The organism is Shewanella sp. HN-41, from assembly GCF_000217915.1.
In the GTDB taxonomy this organism is placed as follows: domain Bacteria; phylum Pseudomonadota; class Gammaproteobacteria; order Enterobacterales; family Shewanellaceae; genus Shewanella.
Genome location: NZ_AFOZ01000046.1, coordinates 1 through 18,827, shown reverse-complemented (window position 1 = coordinate 18,827; position 18,827 = coordinate 1). Strand labels below are relative to the sequence as shown.

Annotated in this window: 14 protein-coding genes and 1 pseudogene; 3 read left to right on the top strand and 12 right to left on the bottom strand. The window is 48.5% G+C overall.

The window, feature by feature from the left end:
* Positions 1 to 593: 593 nt before the first annotated feature.
* Complete coding sequence (locus SOHN41_RS18220) at positions 594 to 2,651, top strand: TonB-dependent receptor (RefSeq protein WP_007651901.1); 2,058 nt, start codon at positions 594 to 596, stop codon at positions 2,649 to 2,651.
* Between the two features lie 79 nt (positions 2,652 to 2,730).
* On the opposite strand, the gene SOHN41_RS18215 is transcribed toward SOHN41_RS18220, so the two are convergent.
* From SOHN41_RS18215 to SOHN41_RS18160, 12 genes and pseudogenes are all read right to left on the bottom strand, one after another.
* The gene (locus SOHN41_RS18215; RefSeq protein ID WP_007651900.1) at positions 2,731 to 3,714 is read right to left on the bottom strand and encodes a formate dehydrogenase subunit gamma; all 984 of its coding nucleotides are present in this window, start codon (positions 3,712 to 3,714) and stop codon (positions 2,731 to 2,733) included.
* Between the two features lie 76 nt (positions 3,715 to 3,790).
* Positions 3,791 to 4,360: a formate dehydrogenase FDH3 subunit beta gene (fdh3B, locus tag SOHN41_RS18210; RefSeq protein WP_007651899.1), complete on the bottom strand. Its 570-nt coding sequence runs from the start codon at positions 4,358 to 4,360 to the stop codon at positions 3,791 to 3,793.
* A 29-nt stretch (positions 4,361 to 4,389) separates the two neighbouring features.
* Positions 4,390 to 7,243, bottom strand: a pseudogene (locus tag SOHN41_RS18205) (molybdopterin-dependent oxidoreductase).
* Positions 7,244 to 7,260: 17 nt separating this feature from the next.
* Complete coding sequence (locus tag SOHN41_RS18200) at positions 7,261 to 7,461, bottom strand: twin-arginine translocation signal domain-containing protein (RefSeq protein ID WP_007651896.1); 201 nt, start codon at positions 7,459 to 7,461, stop codon at positions 7,261 to 7,263.
* 370 nt (positions 7,462 to 7,831) lie between these two features.
* Positions 7,832 to 8,860 carry a formate dehydrogenase subunit gamma gene (locus SOHN41_RS18195; RefSeq protein ID WP_007651895.1) on the bottom strand — a complete coding sequence of 343 codons (1,029 nt, stop codon included), beginning with the start codon at positions 8,858 to 8,860 and terminating at the stop codon, positions 7,832 to 7,834.
* A 49-nt stretch (positions 8,861 to 8,909) separates the two neighbouring features.
* The gene (gene fdh3B / locus SOHN41_RS18190) at positions 8,910 to 9,506 is read right to left on the bottom strand and encodes a formate dehydrogenase FDH3 subunit beta (RefSeq protein WP_007651894.1); all 597 of its coding nucleotides are present in this window, start codon (positions 9,504 to 9,506) and stop codon (positions 8,910 to 8,912) included.
* A 26-nt stretch (positions 9,507 to 9,532) separates the two neighbouring features.
* Positions 9,533 to 12,382 carry a formate dehydrogenase subunit alpha gene (locus tag SOHN41_RS18185; RefSeq protein WP_007651887.1) on the bottom strand — a complete coding sequence of 950 codons (2,850 nt, stop codon included), beginning with the start codon at positions 12,380 to 12,382 and terminating at the stop codon, positions 9,533 to 9,535.
* A 17-nt stretch (positions 12,383 to 12,399) separates the two neighbouring features.
* A complete protein-coding gene (locus SOHN41_RS18180) occupies positions 12,400 to 12,597 on the bottom strand; it encodes a twin-arginine translocation signal domain-containing protein (protein ID WP_007651886.1) in 198 nt (65 codons plus the stop codon).
* 158 nt (positions 12,598 to 12,755) lie between these two features.
* On the bottom strand, positions 12,756 to 13,433 hold the full coding sequence (locus SOHN41_RS18175; RefSeq protein WP_007651885.1) for a TorD/DmsD family molecular chaperone: 678 nt from the start codon (positions 13,431 to 13,433) through the stop codon (positions 12,756 to 12,758).
* A gap of 10 nt (positions 13,434 to 13,443) precedes the next feature.
* On the bottom strand, positions 13,444 to 15,105 hold the full coding sequence (locus SOHN41_RS18170) for a 4Fe-4S binding protein (RefSeq protein ID WP_037459716.1): 1,662 nt from the start codon (positions 15,103 to 15,105) through the stop codon (positions 13,444 to 13,446).
* A gap of 183 nt (positions 15,106 to 15,288) precedes the next feature.
* On the bottom strand, positions 15,289 to 15,954 hold the full coding sequence (locus SOHN41_RS18165; protein WP_007651883.1) for a DUF3306 domain-containing protein: 666 nt from the start codon (positions 15,952 to 15,954) through the stop codon (positions 15,289 to 15,291).
* The gene (locus SOHN41_RS18160; RefSeq protein WP_037459649.1) at positions 15,951 to 16,418 is read right to left on the bottom strand and encodes a DUF3305 domain-containing protein; all 468 of its coding nucleotides are present in this window, start codon (positions 16,416 to 16,418) and stop codon (positions 15,951 to 15,953) included. Before SOHN41_RS18160 ends, SOHN41_RS18165 begins: the two co-directional genes overlap by 4 nt.
* Before the next feature lie 300 nt (positions 16,419 to 16,718).
* Between SOHN41_RS18160 and SOHN41_RS18155 the strand changes: the two genes are divergently transcribed.
* Positions 16,719 to 17,615 carry a formate dehydrogenase accessory sulfurtransferase FdhD gene (locus SOHN41_RS18155; protein WP_007651880.1) on the top strand — a complete coding sequence of 299 codons (897 nt, stop codon included), beginning with the start codon at positions 16,719 to 16,721 and terminating at the stop codon, positions 17,613 to 17,615.
* Between the two features lie 52 nt (positions 17,616 to 17,667).
* Positions 17,668 to 18,573, top strand: coding sequence for a helix-turn-helix transcriptional regulator (locus SOHN41_RS18150; RefSeq protein ID WP_007651879.1), 906 nt, complete (start codon positions 17,668 to 17,670; stop codon positions 18,571 to 18,573).
* The last annotated feature ends 254 nt before the right edge of the window (positions 18,574 to 18,827 follow it).

Sequence of the window (18,827 nt, the reverse complement as noted above, 5' to 3'; positions counted from 1 at the left end):
CAATAAAATACTCGCAAACACTGAGGGCCACGCCGTCAATGTGCTGGTTTTTGCATTGTTCAATATGGTGGCCTGCTGGGGTAAAACCAAGAAGTGGTATAACGAAATTACACATTGCAACCATTTTAACGCTTTGGTTCTCACTACCTTAAGGTGAGATTTTGAATGGTTTTGTTGTAGCTATATGTTTTAAAAGGAGTTGTTTTTGTCATGTTAATTGGGATAGTGCATTAGCTGTTATATGTCATATAAGTAAAGTTCAAAAAATTTTCAGTTGATTGGTTTTCATGGTGAAAATAAAGCAGGCATAGCAGTCACTCTACAGCCTATTAACTGCTCAAAAAGCGATTATGAGGCAGACTGCAAAACTCACAAATGTTGATAAATGTCTCTGACCCTCTATCAAACCGAATAGCATTAATCCCTCGGCACAGTCTTTTCCCTGTCATCTCCCTCGAATCTGCGATCAGTCACAAAGTTATAATTTGAACGTAAATGATATTGGTTATCATTTGGTTTTAAGGTTGTTTTAATGTAGATTGTCGGCATTTCAAGCTAACACCATTTTATCAATGATTGCCGTCGAGGTTTTTATGGAATGTAGGGCGTTTAAGAAAAGTGCAATTGCCGCAATGGTTTCGAGTTTACTGATATCTTCAGCTTATGCAGGCGTGGATGCTGAATCGAGCGAGCCAATTGAAAAAATTACTGTTTATGGTGAGAAGATTGAGCGCAGTTTAAAGGATACTACTTCCTCGGTTTCTGTGATTGATAAGGATACTCTCGATAGCGGCCAATACCAGTCTACCTCGGATGCATTATCTGAAGTACCTAACGTGGTGGTGTTATCGGGTTCTGTACCCGATATTCGTGGTGTTTCTGGTAATGGCTCCGCCTCTGGATTTAACTCTTTTACCGGTGGCGCTCGGGCGCGGGTATCAACCTTAGTCGATGGCGTTGCCGAGCCTTTCGTTGCCGATTTAACTGGCGATACTGGCCTGTGGGATATTCAGCAAATAGAGGTGTTCCGCGGGCCGCAATCGACGATCAATGGTCGTAACAGTATCGGTGGTACCGTGTTTATTAAAACCGAAGATCCTACCTTCGATTGGCAAGGGGCCGCCCGTGTCGGTTATCGCAATCAAGATAACTTTATCGACAGTGCGGTGATGCTCTCCGGTCCGATCCTCGATGATGAATTGGCATTTAGGGTGAGTGGCCAAAATGTCACGGGTGAAACCTATAACAAAGGGTTGGAGTACGAGACTAATCCCGCGACTTTTGATCAAAATGAACTCATTACCAATCGCTGGCTCGGTAAATTCCTGTGGGAGCCAAGTGCGATTGAGGATCTCAAAGTGCTCTACAGCTTTTCATACAATGATGAGAAGGGTGACTCTGGGCGTAACTACTTTACCGGTGACGATCCCTGGGCTTTTAAGCCTATTTTTCAGCGTTATATCGAGACTAAATCCACGACTCATTCAGTGAAAGCAGATTATGACCTCGGTGAAGGGCGCGCGTTAGATCTTATCGTCGCCTATATGGACTATGACTGGGGCTTTGAATCCTATGAGGCGCTCGTCACTGCCCAGCAATATGTGGATATGAAGGACGAGAGTTATACCGTCGATGGTAAATACAGTTTTGGCCTCAAGGATAAGGATTTCAACGGCTTTGTGGGTTTAGCCTATTTTAAACGTAGCCAAGATTTTGGCAGTACCGGTAGCTCTGTCTACAGTGGTGATGACAGCACTAAGTCCACCTCCATTTACGGTGAAATGACCTATGGGCTCGCCGAGTCAGTCTGGGTCACTGTCGGTGGCCGCGTGATGCGTGAGGAGCAGCTGCGTAACTTCAATATGCGCTATCAGGGCAGCCAATTGCAGGAAAAACTCGATGATGCCAATACCGTCACCCTGCCGAAGCTAGTGTTGCAATATGCGCTGAATGACAGCACAACCCTAGCGGCCAGTGTTCGCCGTGGTTATAACTCGGGCGGTGGTGCACTGTCGTTAGCCGAAAGTGAGTATTACTACTACGACGAAGAGTACGTCAATACCTATGAACTCAGCAGTCGTAGCGTATTTGTGAATGGTAATGTTAACTTAAGTGCCAACCTCTTCTATAACGATTTTGATGGTTACCAAGCCTCTAACAGCGCCCGCAAAATTACCAATATCGATAAAGCCGTTACCTACGGTATCGAAGCCGAGTTGAGTGCTATGCTCAGTGATAACTGGCAGTTTATTTCGGGCGTTGGTTTACTGGAAAGCGAAATCAAACAAGCGGATCCTAGCTATGGTGACATTATCGGTAATCAGCTGAACTCGGCGCCGCATATTACTGCCAATGCGGGATTAAAATACTGGTTGGGCGATGCGTTTTCTTTTGGTTTTTCAGGCAACTATGTGGGTGAATATTTTGCCGATATCAATAATACCGAATCACGGGTTGCAGGCGACTATGTGGTTGCCCGCTTAAGCCTCGATTATCAAACCGATAGCTGGAGAGTCAGCGGCTTTGTGAACAACTTATTTGATGAGCAAGCAATGACAGTGAATGAACCTGCAGGCCGCAGTTATCCCGACGGTTATGCGGCGATCATCGACCCAAGAAACCTCGGTGTCTCTGTGATGTATCGCTTCTAAACACTTGGCCGATTGGCTCAGTTTCGACCCATAAAAAAACCTCCACAGACTGCTGTGGAGGTTTTGTTTTCAGCGACTTTTACTCTTTATATGTCAAAGTGCCATTGGCTTTGATTTCGTCGTACCACAGGTTGTGGTGTTGAGTTGCCCAGTTTTCATCACAATAACCAGACACCATACACTCCATACCGCCTTCAGACATTACCGTTGCCATAAAGATGTGCACGATAGAGAAGGCGCAGATCACGATAGCGCTCACTGAGTGTAGCACGAGTGCGATCAAGCTTAATGTACGGCTTGGTTCGAAAAGATTTGGGAAGAGTAACAACATGCCAGAGGCAGAAATCACTAATCCGAACAGGGCAAAGGCCCAGAACCACATTTTCTCACCGGCGTTGGCAAAACCAGCGTCAGGGTGCTTACCTTTGAATGGACCAAAGTTGATGTAACCACCGACAACCAGGAACCACTTCACGTCGTACATTTTTGGCAGCTGGTTCTTCGCCCATAACACTGTCATCAATGCCCAACCGATCATAAACGGAATGGCCATCACGTCGTGGATTTGCTTAGCGCCATAGACAATCGCTTCCCAGATGCCTTCGCCGAGCCAAGGTTGGAAGAAGAAGCGACCCGCTAATAAAGTTAAGCCCGTTAAAATCAACATTAAGCACGGGATCGCGCCTAACCAGTGGATTGAAACGTCAAACTTAGACCAGCGATGCACTAGTTTGCCCGAAAAACCATGGTGTAGCTTGGAGATGCCGTTCACCTTGATAAATAAGACAAAGATAATGATCATGCCGAATAACGCCGCCATTAACGCCGGCGCTAACCAGTCGCTACGCAGTTCGAGCACCCGCAGATCATAGGTATTGATCGGCTGCGCGTGGAACTCGCTTTGGGAGGTAGTGTATCCCGTGGCGCCGTCCTTCAGCTGTGCCCAAATTTGGGCATCAGAGGCTTGAGGTTGGAGCGCCTGTTCATCACCACCATTGGCTAGACACACGGCACTAAACAGCAGTGCTATGGCTAAACCTATGTGTTTGAACCATTTGTTCATCATACATCCTCTCTCGCTTAGTGGCGCCTGCCAGCAGGCGCCAAGCTAAGTCTGTGGACAGATCCTGTGACCTGAATTAATTCCAAGCCGCGTTTTTAGCACCACGGTAAGCCACACGCTCACGGAAGATGTTAGAAACCACTTCTGCATCACCCGCTAACAGGGCCTTAGTGGCACATAGTTCTGCGCACATTGGCAGTTTGCCCTCGGCAATACGGTTTGAACCGTACTTCTGGTGCTCTGCCTCTGAGTGGTTTTCTTCTGGGCCGCCGGCACAGAAGGTACATTTATCCATCTTACCGCGGCTACCAAAGGCACCTTTTTTCGGAAACTGTGGTGCGCCAAATGGACAGGCGTACAGGCAGTAACCGCAACCAATACAGGCATCTTTGTTATGTAGCACAATGCCGTCTTCGGTTCTGTAGAAGCAGTTTGCTGGGCAAACGGCCATACATGGCGCGTCTGAGCAATGCATACAGGCGACAGAGATTGACGCTTCACCGGGTTGACCATCGTTGATAGTCACTACGCGGCGACGTTGGATACCCCACTCGAGAGCGGAGTCGTTTTCGTTTTTACATGCGGTGACACAGCCGTTACATTCGATGCAGCGCTTGGTATCACACAAAAATTTCATTGTAGCCATAGTGGCAATTCTCCTAGCTTAAGCTGCACTTACGCTTTAACGATCTGACAGAGCGACGCTTTGGTTTCCTGCATTTGAGTCACAGGGTCATAACCATAGGTCAGTGCCGTGTTAGCGGATTCACCGATAACGTAAGGCACAGTGCCCTCAGGGTAGTTAGGCGCTAAGCTTTCACCGTGCATCACACCCGCAAAGTGGTAAGGCATAAAGGTCACACCCGGTTTAACCCGTGGCGTTACCATGGCTTGTACCTTAATGCGGCCACCTTCGGCGCCCTCTAACCACACAAACTCACCGTTGCGGATACCGCGGTCGGCTGCGTCTGCAGGGCTTATCTCAACAAACATTTCCTGTTGAAGCTCAGCCAGCCATGGGTTAGAACGAGACTCCTCACCACCACCTTCGTATTCCACTAAGCGACCAGAGGTCAGGACGAGTGGGTACTTGCCACTTAAGTCTTTGTCTTGGATAGACTTGTACAGCGTTGGCAGACGATGTACTTGCATGTCGTCGTAGGTTGGGTACTTAGCCACTAAATCACGGCGCGGCGTGTATAACGGCTCGCGGTGTACTGGCACTTGGTCTGGGAAGGTCCAAACGATACAACGGGCTTTAGCGTTACCAAATGGAATACAACCGTGCTTGATTGCCACGCGCACGATACCGCCTGATAGGTCGGTTTTCCAGTTGCGGCCTTCGGCTTCGGCTTTTTCTTCCGCTGTCAGGTCATCCCACCAACCGAGTTGCTTGAGCAGCTTGTCGGAGAACTCTGGGTAACCGTCTTGGATCTCGGCACCTTTAGAGAAAGTGCCTTCAGCCAGCAGGTTTTTGCCATTGTATTCAACGCCATAACGAGCGCGGAAGTTACCGCCGCCGTCTTTAACGTGTTTGGATTGGTTATACAGAATTTGGGTGCCAGGGTGTTTAGCTTCTGGCGTGCCCCAACATGGCCAAGGTAAACCGTAGGTTTCGCCCTTCGCTGGGCCGCCTGCTGCTTCGAGTGTCTTGTTGCTGAAGGTGCCCCAGTTTTGGGTATGCAGTTTCAGACGCTCTGGGCTTTGGCCCGTCATACCGATGGTCCACATACCGCGGTTGATTTCGCGGGTGATGTCTTCAATCACAGGTAAATCATTTTCTTTGGCGATGCGTTTAGTGTACTGCTCGGCGATACCGAGTTTTTGCGCTAAACGGTACATGATTTCGATATCGGTTTTAGATTCAAACAGTGGCTCTATGACTTTCTCACGCCATTGGATGGAACGGCCTGAGTTAGATACTGAACCTTGAGTTTCAAACTGAGTCGCTGCGGGTAGCAGATACACGCCATTCTTACGACGGTGCATAACACCCGCCATTGTTGGGAATGGGTCGACAACCACTACTGTGTCCATCTTGTCTAAGGCATCACGCACTTCACGTTGACGGGTTTCAGTGTTGACCGATTGACCCCAGAAGAAGGCCATACGGATATTGTCTTTCTGAGCCAGCTTGCTCTTGTCTTCTAACACGCCATCGTGCCAGCGAGAACAGGGAATACCGGGCGTGGTCATAGGATCTTTACCTAGATAAGGCGTTTGATCGAAGCGGCTCTTCACCCACTCCATATCCAGATCCCATACGTGGGTCCAGTGAGTCCAAGCGGCTGAGGTTAAACCGTAGTAGCCAGGCAGGTTGTCGAATAACAGACCTAAGTCAGTCGCGCCTTGTACGTTATCGTGACCACGGAAAATGTTAGTACCGCCGCCAGATACGCCCATGTTGCCTAGGGCTAATTGCAGAATACAGTAAGCGCGGGTGTTAGCGTTACCTACGTGGTGCTGAGTACCACCCATACACCAAATCACTGTACCCGGACGGTTTTCCGCCATCAGTTTAGCGGCTTGATAAACCACTTCTTCGCTCACGCCAGTGATATTTGCCACTTCTTTAGGTGGGAATTTTTTGGCTTCTTCACGAATGGTTTCCATCTCGAATACGCGTTGTTGGATAAAGGTTTTATCTTCCCAACCGTTTTCGAAAATGTGCCATAACATACCGTAGATAAAGGGAATGTCGGTACCTGGACGAATCGCGCAGTGCAGATCTGAGTGGGCCGCAGTGCGAGAGAATCTTGGGTCAACAACGATGATTTTCGCGTTGTTTTTCTCTTTAGCGATCAGAATGTGTTGCATAGATACTGGATGCGCTTCCGCTGGGTTTGCCCCGATCAGGAAGATAGCATTGGCATTCTGAATGTCGTTGAAAGAGTTAGTTTGCGCACCGTAACCCCAAGTGTTAGCAACACCGGCTACCGTGGTAGAGTGACAAATACGAGCTGAGTGGTCGACGTTGTTTGTGCCCCCACATGGCCGCCAGTTTGCGGTACATATAGCAGCCTTCGTTAGAGAACTTAGCGCTACCCATGAAGTACACAGAGTCTGGGCCAGATTCTTTACGAATGTTGAGCATTTGGTCGCCCACTTCGTTAATCGCATCTTCCCAAGAGATTTTTTTCCACTTGCCATCAACCAATTTCATTGGGTATTTCAGGCGTTTTTCACCGTGGCCATGCTCACGCAGTGCGGCACCTTTTGCACAGTGACCGCCGGCATTGAAGGGGTGATCGAATGCAGGTTCTTGACCCGTCCAGACACCATTTTGTACTTCGGCATACAGACCACAACCCACGGCACAGGCACTACAAATCGTACGTTTAACTTCGATAGGCGCATCGTGTGGCACGTCTTTGGCTTCGGCGCGGCGCATCATGCCAGTGCCCATCAGAGAAGCGGCTGCGATACCACCGGTAGCAATACCTGCTTGCTTCATAAATTGACGACGGCTAATGCCTAACGTCGGTTTGTCTGCCACTTGGGCGACATCGGACTTGCGAGTTAACTTCATCGCTGACTTCTCCTAGATTAGCTACGCAGGCTATCGTAATAGCTGATAATGTGCGCAGTTTCGTGGTAACCCTGAGCTTCATTTTTAGTTACCTTGCTGCTCTCGCTGGCTTGGGCTGCGCTGATGCCGGTGGCGGCAATTGCGGCGCCGGCTACACTGCCAACGGTGAGCGCTTTAAGCAAAGAGCGACGGGATAAATCGCTGGGTTGTTGCTTCATGCTGACTCCTGAATTAGGGGTAATGTTTGTTGAAATAGCGCGGCTTTTCGAGGGGGGTAACTTGTTATCAAAAAGTGACGTTTTGAGGTGGAAAAGATAATAAAATCATCTTGTTTACCGTTAATCATCGCGCGTGCCGGCACTATAGTAGGAAAGGATTGGGTCGGAATTGATCTAGAACAGTTTGCAGTCCTGAAATGACGGCTCATTATTCAAAAGCGTTAACTCGCTCATAGTTTGTGTGGCTGCATTGGAGCAGGAAATAGCAGGGGTAATGGTTCTTATGTTAATGCTTTGTTTGGATTATTGTTCTGCTATAAAAAAACACCCCGCTGAGCGAGGTGTTTGAGGGACTAACAACATGAGTTATTTAGTCTTTATATTTTAAATTGCCGTTCTCTTTGATTTCGTCATACCATAAATTGTGGTGCTGGATTGCCCAGTTTTCATCACAATAGCCTGACTTCATACACTCCATACCGCCTTCGCTGAGCACGGTCGCCATCCAGATATGCACAATAGTAAAGGCAATCAGGATAACGGCACTGATCGAGTGGATCAGCAGCGCGCCCATCGAGGCTTCACGGGGTAAGTCTAAGCCGGGTAAAACCAACATGATGCCGGACACACTGATAAACAACCCAAATAGGGTCAGTGTCCAGAACCACATTTTCTCACCGGCGTTGGCAAAGCCGCTATCGGGATGTTTACCTTTGAAAGGACCAAAGTTGATATAGCCCCCGACCACTAAAAACCATTTTAGATCGTACATCTTAAAGGTTTGCAGTGGCATCCATTTCACCACACAGACAATCCAAGCCATGATAAAGATGGGACCTGCCCAATCGTGGATGGTTTTACTGCCGTAGATCAGCGGTGCCCAAAGATCCGGCCCTAGCAGTTCTTGCACTACATGCTTACCGAGCATAATGGTTAAGCCAGTAAACATCAGCGCTAGACAACTGATTGCCATGATCCAGTGGATCCACAGATCCGCCTTTGACCAACGAACAACCATCTTGCCCGAGAAGCCGTGGCTGAGTTTTGAGGGGCCATTCACCAGATAAAACAATAAGAAAGCACCAAACACGCCCGTAACGGCTAAGGCCATAATCGGGGTGATATATTGATTTCTCAGTTCTTTACCTTGGTTACCGGCAACATTAATCAACACGCCAGTTTCTACGCCTTTGGCGGTGGTATAGCCGGCATCGCCTGCTTTTACCGCGCGCCAAAGATCGGCATCACTGGTTTGCGCTTTCGCCTGTTGTTGACTCGATTGCTGATCGCTTGCCTGTACTGGGTTTGCGCTCATCACTGAACCTAGACCCAATCCCATCACGAGTACCATCAGAGCAAACAGACTGCGCAGTGATTTGTTGAACTGTTTGTTTAACATTGTCACTCCTTGCCAGAGGTTAGGGATCACTCCCTAACCCTCGCTCTGCTTAGTTAATCTCACCGGTCTTTGGGTTGTAGCCCCAAATCACGTTAGGATTGCCTCGAGAGGCCATACGTTGACGGTAAATGTTTGATACCACTTCCGCATCACCCGCAAGCAGTGCTTTGGTAGAACAAAGCTCCGCACACATAGGTAGCTTGCCTTCAGCAATACGGTTGGCACCGTATTTTTTGTGCTCGGCTTCGGAGAAGGTTTCTTCTGGGCCGCCGGCACAGAAGGTACACTTGTCCATTTTACCGCGGCTACCGAAGGCGGTTTTCTTCGGAAATTGTGGTGCACCAAACGGGCAGGCATAGAAGCAGTAGCCACAACCGATACAGGTATCTTTGTTGTGTAGCACTATGCCATCGTCGGTACGGTAGAAACAATCTGCCGGACATACGGCCATGCAAGGAGCATCGGTACAGTGCATACATGCCACTGAAATCGAGGCTTCGCCCGGTTGACCATCGTTAATCGTCACCACGCGGCGACGTTGAATACCCCACTCGAGAGCGGAGTCGTTTTCGTTCTTACATGCAGTGACGCAACCGTTACACTCGATGCAGCGTTTGGTGTCACATAGAAATTTCATGACTGCCATAATGGCTTATCTCCTCATCAAGTAGGTTAGGCTTTGCTGATTTGGCAGAGGCTGGACTTAGTTTCTTGCATCTGAGTCACAACATCATAGCCGTAGGTTAAAATGGTGTTTGCTGACTCGCCTACCACATAGGGCACTGTGCCTTCTGGATAGTTTTTCGCGAGACTTTCACCTTCAAACACCCCTGCAAAGTGGTATGGCATAAAACATTCACCGGCAATAACGCGCGGTGTGACCATAGCCTTAACCGTGATTTTGGCGCCCTCAGGGCCATGAACAAAGACATTGTCACCGTCACGAATGCCACGGTCTGCGGCGTCGGCAGGGTTCATCTCGATGAACATTTCCTGCTGTAGCTCCGCAAGCCAAGGATTAGAACGGGTCTCTTCACCACCGCCTTCGTATTCCACTAGGCGGCCTGATGTCAGTGCCAGTGGGAAGTCCTTAGCAAAGTCCTTGTCTTGAATGGACTTATACAGGGTTGGAAGCCGTGCAACCATACGGTCTTCGTAGGTTGGGTACTTAGCGACTAAGTCACGGCGTGGAGTGTAGAGTGGTTCGCGGTGGCGTGGAATATCGTCTGGGAAGGTCCATACGATACAGCGTGCCTTAGCGTTACCAAAAGGGATACAGCCGTGTTTGATGGCTACACGTTGGATACCGCCAGAAATATCGGTTTTCCAGTTTTTGCCTTCGGCGTATTTCTTTTCGTCCTCGGTTAAGTCATCCCACCAACCCAATTGCTTGAGCATGTCGGCGGTGAATTCTGGGTAGCCATCTTGGAGTTCACTGCCCTTGGAGTAAGTTCCCTCGGCAAGAATGTTGACGCCATCGTGTTCCACACCATAGCGAGCACGGAAGTTACCGCCACCGTCTTTAACATGTTTAGATTGATCGTAGAGGATCTGGGTTCCAGGGTGTTTCATCTCTGGCGTGCCCCAACATGGCCAAGGTAAGCCGTAGGTTTCACCTTTCGCTGGGCCGCCGGGTGCCTGCAAGCTGTTAACGTCAAAGGTGCCCCAATTTTCTTGGTGCATTTTTAAACGCTCAGGGCTTTGTCCGGTATAACCGACAGTCCACATACCTTTATTAAATTCGCGGGTAATATCTTCAATCAAAGGTTCATCACCATTGACTTTGATATGTTTAAACAGCTCTTGATCTATCCCAACCTTCTTCGCGAGTTTGTACATAATTACGTGATCTGGCAGGGATTCGAACAGTGGCTCGATGACTTTGGAGCGCCATTGAATTGAACGGTTAGTGGCAGAGACTGAGCCGTAGGTTTCAAACTGGGTTGCCGCAGGCAGTAAATAAACCCCATCTTGACGTTGGTGCATAACACCCGCCATGGTTGGGAAGGGATCGACAACGACGACTGTATCCATTTTGTTTAGGGCTTCACGCACTTCGCGGCCACGGGTTTCAGTGTTGACAGATTGCCCCCAAAAGAACGCCAAACGGATATTGTCCTTCTGTGCTATTTTGGTTTTATCTTCTAACACACCATCGTGCCAGCGGGAACAAGGGATACCCGTTGAAGTTTGTGGTTTTTGGCCCAAGTACTCACCTTGGTCAAAGCGGGCTGCAACCCATTTTGGATCTAAGTCCCAAACGTTAGACCAGTGAGCCCAAGCGCCAGAGGTTAAACCGTAGTAACCGGGTAAGTTATCGAATAACAAGCCAAAGTCTGTTGCGCCTTGCACGTTATCATGGCCACGGAAAATGTTAGTTCCACCGCCTGAAACGCCCATATTGCCCAGAGCCAACTGTAAAATACAGTAGGAACGAGTGTTGGCATTACCTACGTGGTGCTGGGTACCGCCCATACACCAAACAATGGTGCCAGGTTTTGTTTCGGCCATCATCTTGGCGACACGGTACATTTGAGCCTTAGGCACACCTGCAACCAGTTCAACTTCTTCTGGGGTGTACTTCTTCACTTCTTCGCGGATACGATCCATGCCGTATACACGTTGCTTGATAAACTCTTTGTCTTCCCAGCCATTTTCAAAAATGTGCCATAACAGGCCATAAATGAAGGGAATATCGGTACCTGGACGAATGTGCACATACTCATCGGACTTAGCCGCAGTACGGGTGAAGCGGGGATCGACAACGATGATTTTAGCGCCACGCTCTTTGGCAACTAGAATGTGCTGCATCGCAACTGGGTGAGCCTCACTGGGGTTTGAGCCCACAAACATGACGCACTTAGAGTTGCGAATATCGTTGATTGAGTTGGTTTGCGCACCGTAGCCCCAAGTGTTAGCAACACCGGCTACCGTGGTAGAGTGACAAATACGGGCTGAATGGTCGACGTTGTTCGTGCCCCACAGTGCCGCTAATTTACGATATAAATAGGCTTGTTCGTTAGAAAACTTGGCACTACCCATAAAGTAAACTGAATCAGGGCCTGACTCTTGACGAATCGCTGCCATCTTATCGCCGACTTCAGTAATAGCTTGATCCCAAGAGATCTTTTTCCATTTACCGCCCTCTAACTTCATTGGGTATTTCAGGCGTTTTTCACCATGACCATGTTCACGTAGCGCCGCACCTTTAGCGCAGTGACCGCCTTGGTTGAAGGGATGATCGAACGCGGGTTCTTGGCCTGTCCACACGCCGTTTTGCACTTCAGCGTAGATACCACAACCCACTGCGCAGTGAGAGCAAATGGTACGTTTAACTTCGGTGGGGGCATTGTGGGGGATATCTTTGGCCTCTGCTTTACGCATCATGCCTGTGCCCAGCATAGATACTGCGGCGATACCACCAGTGGCAAGACCTGCGGATTTTAAGAATTGGCGACGATTAAGACCTAGGGCGGGCGCTTTAGGCTCAGCAACCTGGTCTGTTTTGCGGGTTAATCGCATCACACACTCTCCTCTAGTTAGTTTTTAAGCGACGCATAGTAATTACGAATATGGTCGGTTTCGCGATAGTTCTCGCTCTTAGGTTCGGTAGGGGCAACCGTTGGCGTTGAGGCTAATGCCTGACCGCTCACAGTGGCTACCGCCCCCGCCGCACTGCCCAGTGCCAATGCTTTAAGCAATTGGCGACGGCCCATGTCGGAAGCTTGCTTCTTCATAGTGTCTCCTTGTGTTACTAGAGAAGTGGTTACAGGAGTGACCACCTCGGTTATTGCGGAAGCTGAGGCTTCCTTTCTTCTGCTAAAGGTGGATCAACTCACCTCTGTACAAAAACATCGCAAGTGGAACCATAGCTGTATAGTGCGTGCTATTTGGTCTAGTTGATTAATTCCACTTGTTTTTCTAAATCACTTGCCGCCGCTTGCAAGTCGGCACTACCTGGGCAATTGACTGGAATATCTAAGCTTAATTGTTCAAATGCGTTGGCTTCCATCTTGAAAAACGCTTTTGCGAGATGGGCAACAGTGACATAAAAGGCCGCGCTGGGTGTTTTTGCTAAATTGTCACAGAAGCGACCTATCCAACTGCCGATATGGCGTTGATAAAAAGCCAGTTGGCGATAACTCGGTGCTTCTAAAATCAGGGTTCCCATCACTTCACATAGGGCGGCAACATGATCTTCGGGCTCTTTGACATTGTCTTCCCGCTCGAATCCCAGTTGCATTAGATCTTGGCGTAGCAGCGCGAGGGGTTTATCCATTAGTGAGCCAGTCATAAACCAACTACCGTAGGGCAGGATCTCACCGCAACCAACCCCGAGGAATAGGGCAAAATACTCGTCTTCTAGCTGTTCACTGTTGAACTGCTGTGCTGCGAGTTGCAGGGATAACCAGGCCTTGGTCATTTCATTATCTTCATTGGCGTCGATTTCAAGATTGGCCAAAAAGCGCAGCAATTCAGGGCTGGGATGACGGCGTAATAGAGCGGCCAAAAGTTGATAGATATCGGCTCTCAACTGATCGTTTTCTGAAACTTGTCTTACTGATTCGGTCATAGCGGATCTCTTATCGCAGTTGCTTTTCAGGATCTTGAAGAATGTCTTCAAACATGTCTTTTACCCGGCAGTCGCCACACATCTTCAAGCGTTCAATATTGGCTGAGAATGCGCTGTGCGCGCCGACCATATCTAGCATCCGATGCACCATAGATTGGGTCGCAAAAGGAGCACCGCAGCGAATACATTCGAAGGGGGCTTCTTCTTTCAGGGTATGTTGTTGCTGACGGGCAGCTTTATCAAAATTAATTTGTGGGGTTAGGCTAATCACTTTTTCAGGGCAGGCCGCCTCACATAAACCGCATTGCACACAGTTTTGTTCAATGAAGTGTAGCGCAGGTTTATCCCCACCATCCTGTAATGCCATGGTTGGGCAAATTGCCACGCAGGACATACATAGGGTGCATTTCTCGACATTGACACCGACTTTGCCAAAGGGAATGTTGCTGAGGCTTAAGCAAGTATCAATCTCACCCGCTTGGCTATTGAGGTGGTCTATCGCATCAAATAGCGTGTTGCGTTTCGTGGTCGAGGCAAAGGCCGCGGGTACGATTACAGGCCAATCTAAGCTGATATCGAGCATCGGATGTAAATTGTTAAGCATGCTCGGGTCGATAAGGCTGATGCGTTGCGGCTGGCCCATCTCATCTAAAATACTGTTAGCTAATGACAGTTCGCCTTTAAGCATTTGGGTGAGGGTTGGCGCTGTGGCATCGGTGTTGAGGATCAGTACTTGGCGCGCGCCCCATGCGAGGACCGATAACCAATGATCTAAGCTGGCAACGGTAATTTCTTCTAGTGCGACGGGGAGGATGTCACCCGCTAACTCTTCGGTAATAAAATCGGCGCCGACGGCATTGTCGTGGAATAAAATCACGGGTGCGGTTTGGGCCTGTTCGCGGAAACGCGCGATGATTTTATTCAGGTATGAATGTAAAGCCTGTGGCGTGGGTAAGTCGTAGCTGATGGCGCCCGTTGGGCAAGCACTAGTACAACTGCCTGCCCCGTGACAAAGATATGGATCGATTTCAATTTTCTTCGCGACACTGCTAATCGCATCGGCAGGGCAGAAGTTAAGGCAACGATTACAACCATTGATGCCATTGCGATCGTGGGCACATAGATCGGCATTGATTTTTACATAGCGAGGCTTATCAAATTGGCCGACTAATTCTGGAATTTGTGCCAGTGCATCCTCGAGTTTTGCAGCGTCTTGACCTACATAGAAATAACCGGGAGGCAACATTTCTAAGTTCAAGCAAGCTGTGCTACTCAAATCGAGCACTATATCGAAATGGGGTTTGCGAATGGCGACTAAGCTGAGTTCTGCAGTACCATTCTGGTGTTCAACACTGACTTGGAACTGGCCTAAAAAACCTTTTACGCCAATGAGTTTGTTGTAATAGCTTTCGACATTTGTTGCCGCCGCCATCACACGCTCAAGGTGTGCTTCATCTTGGCTGGTTATCGCTTCATTAGCCAAAATCACTCGGCTCGCCATAGTGGACAATTTGTCCGCGGCTAGGCGTGCAAGATCCTCTGGACCGATAATGAGCACAGTACCTTCGGTGGTGTAACTCACCGTGGGTGGGATCAGATTCTGTAAAATCTGTGTCTGTGCTAACACATGTTGCCGCACTTGTTTGAGTGCGTCTTGGTTTTGATTGGTTATCAAATGAGTGCTCACATTGCGTTCCTGAACAGTACTTTGGCTGTTCCTTTAGCTGTATCGCTGCAGATTTAGGCGGCAGGTTTTAAGTAAGTCATTGCCTTTTCTGCTTTTATCTAAGTTTTATCCCTTAGTACAGCAATTCACATACCAAAGTTGTGGACATAAAAATTAGCTAAACTGACATTAAACAACTGGCTTTTGCACTTGAGCTAAGGGCTCTGGTGCATTTTGGGGTAGGTCATCAGTCTCCCCATCCAAATTGTCCGCTATCTGTGCTGTTGCTAACCCGGTTTCGACATCACTGTTTTTTGATTCCATTGCATTTTCTGGGGCGTTCGGCGCCACACCTTCGGCTAAGAGTGACTCTTCGTCTGATCCATTGCCGTCTTTGGTGATATAACGAAATACTTTTTGCGCCAATTTGGCTGAAACTTCGGGACTGAGCTTAGGCTGATTGCTGTAGTCGAGCGCATACTCTAAAAGTCCATCTATCTCATTGAAATGTGGTTGTTTCCATAGAGCGCGTAGTGCTGCCGTTTTTGCTGCAGGGTCAACATTGGCCCCCATAAAGCTGGCAAAGCTACCGCCAATCTCAATCTCTTCAGGATTAGGCAGATCTTCAGCCGTTAGAATGCGGTTTGGATCATCCTGCTGCAGTGTTTGTGCAGGATCTTGCTGCTCGGTCGAAATGTTTGTTGCCGTCGATTCTGGCTCAACTTCAGCCTTAACAGCCGTGATTTCTGGCTGCGCGGCTTGTGCCTTGAGAGCGGCTTCCTCAGCGGCAACTTGTTCACGGCGCTGAGTCCAACGACCCAAAAAACCACTGGTTTTAGGTGCAGTGTCTGTCATGTATCACTCCGCAAAGGATCGCGACTCGGGCCTTGATTATTGCGTCCATCGACATGCTTACGGCGATAGGCCGCGATTTCGACTTCACCATACTGAGTGATAAAGGCCTCAATCCAACAGGCAATTGCCTCTGGCATTAGCATATTGATAACGGGAGTATTGCCCTCTAGGCACCCCGCCGCGACGTTTTGATCCGCCGAAAGCATGGCTGGAACCCAAGTGCCATCGGCCATTTCATCGCAGACTAAATAGAGCATGGCGTTATCCATGTCGAGATTGATGCGATAGCTAGCACGCTCATCCTTATGCAACTCAAGCAACACTAAAGTTGCATCTTTGGGGGCTCCGTGGGTAGCTGGGAGTAAGTGTTCAATTTCCCACTGCACTGAAGTCCAGCGGCCGGTCTGTTTCTCTACTTTTCGGAGTGAAACGTACATAGGCCAAACACTCGTTGTATGTTGCATTGTGTCTCCGTTTCAACTGAGTTGGAGGGCGCGCCATTAAATGGCGGATCGTTTTCACCAACAAACTAGGATAAAAGGTCGCTGCAATATTGATGCCAGTAAACATGGGGTATTAGTTTGAAGTAGATCATCAAAATAGGTATGGGTTTGAGACATTTTGTCCAGTTGGTCACTTTGTCTAGGACATAAACGTCCAAGTGTTTCGCCTGAATTGCGGCAGATCACGCATTTGCTCCCTAGTTTTATACCTAGGTACAAATATTGCTATGCTCTGACCATCATTCGTTAAGCGGTAGCACTATGAGTTCTGATAACAGCACGAGTATAGACAAGCAGTTACAAGCAGATAATGGCCATTCGGCAATAAGGCGTCAGTTTACTTTTGTGAAAACCCAGGCTGAAGTGCCATTAACCATTGCCGTAAAAGCGGTTGATGAAACCGGGGAAATACTCGATAAGTTTGTCGCCTGTGAGCGACCTCTTACGGTTTATTTGAACTGGCGCCCGATAGTGACACTGATGACCCTAGGTGCAAAACCTGAGTCACTGGCATTAGGTTATCTAAAGAACCAAGGCTTTATTTCGGATGTGAGCCTATTGGACTCAGTTATTGTCGATTGGGAGGTAAATTCTGCGGCTGTGATTACCCGTGAACAAACCGCCGATCTCGATGAGAAACTCTCTGAAAAAACGGTGACCTCAGGTTGTGGTCAGGGCACGGTTTATGGCAGTTTTATGCAAGACTTGGATGATATTCAGTTACCCACTCCCCAGCTTAAGCAAAGCACTCTCTACAGCCTGCTGAAAAATATCAATGAATATAATGAAACCTATAAAAATGCAGGCGCCGTGCACGGTTGTGGCCTATGTGAAGCGGACCAAATCGGGGCGTTTGTGGAGGATGTTGGTCGCCATAATGCGGTAGATACCCTCGCGGGTGATATGTGGTTGGCGCAGGATCGCGGTGATAACAAGATTTTCTACACAACAGGGCGATTAACCTCTGAGATGGTGATTAAAGTTGCCAAGATGGGAATTCCTGTCTTGCTATCACGCAGCGGTGTCACCCAAATGGGATTAGAGCTAGCGCAGAAATTAGGGATTACCATTATCGCCCGTGCTAAGGGACGGCATTTTTTAGTCTATCACGGCAGTGAAAATCTTGAGTTTGATGCAAAGACCAGTTCAACAAAGTGATCTGCAATAGTGGGTATTGAACTAACAGTAAATAGAAGGATAAGGACGCAAGATGACTTCTGCCAGTGAATTGATCTACATGAGTGCGAAGCAGGTGGCCGAGTATTTAGATCTAAATGAGAAGAAAGTCTATGCCATGGCGAATGATAGGATCCTGCCCGCCACTAAAATTACGGGGAAATGGCTATTCCCCAAGGTGTTGATTGACCGCTGGGTAATGGATTCATGCCATAGTGGCATGCTCACCGACCGCTTATTGATCACCGGCAGTGATGATCCACTCTTATCTATGCTAGTTGCACGTTTAATGGCTCAGGTTGGTAGCCGTGAACTCATTAGCTATAGTGCAACGGGATCGCGTCTCGGTTTAGAGTTGTTAGCGAAGGGATATGCCGATGTGTGCACTCTGCATTGGGGCAGTATGGAAGATCGAAATATTCGCCATCCCGCATTGCTTAGAGGCTATAACAACCATCAACAGTGGATCATGGTGCACGGTTATTCCCGTCAACAAGGGTTGATCATGCGTGCCGATATGCACCACAGATGCCAGGAGGAAGATAAAGTAGTGAGCATGCCTTGGCGTTGGGTGAGCCGTCAGGGGGGAGCTGGGAGTCAGCAGCATTTAGAGCATTGGTTATTAAAGCAGGGTGCGCGTTTAGATCAGCTCAATGTCGTGCTCACAGCCTATAGTGAACGTGAGCTTGCAGGTTATATTGCCAGAGGAGATGCGGATATCGGTTTTGGTTGCCAGTCTGTAGCCCTCGAAAGCGGCCTAAGTTTCGTGCCACTCATTAAGGAGTCTTTCGATTTCGTTATGCCACAAAGCATTTACTTTCGCCGTCAGCTACAACAACTCTTTACTATGTTAGCTGGCGGGCACGCGCGACAAATGGCCGCGCTACTGGGTGGTTATGATCTTACCGATTGCGGACAATTGCTATGGAGTGCGAGTTAGGTCACTTCACTCTACCCCTCTAAATAATAGACGTCGTTGAACAGTTTTTTACCTTATATAGGCATATACATATATAAGGTAAGAGACACATTAACAAAAACGGTTGAAAGTCTTGGGCGAAAATCTAAAGGACTTAAGTTGCATCTTTAGCCGTGTGATATCGATATCAGCACGCCTCCCCACATTGCAAACCAAGTATTACTGCACCTAGTTGGTATACAACAGCAGTCAACAGAGCCTTAAAAATAAGCTTT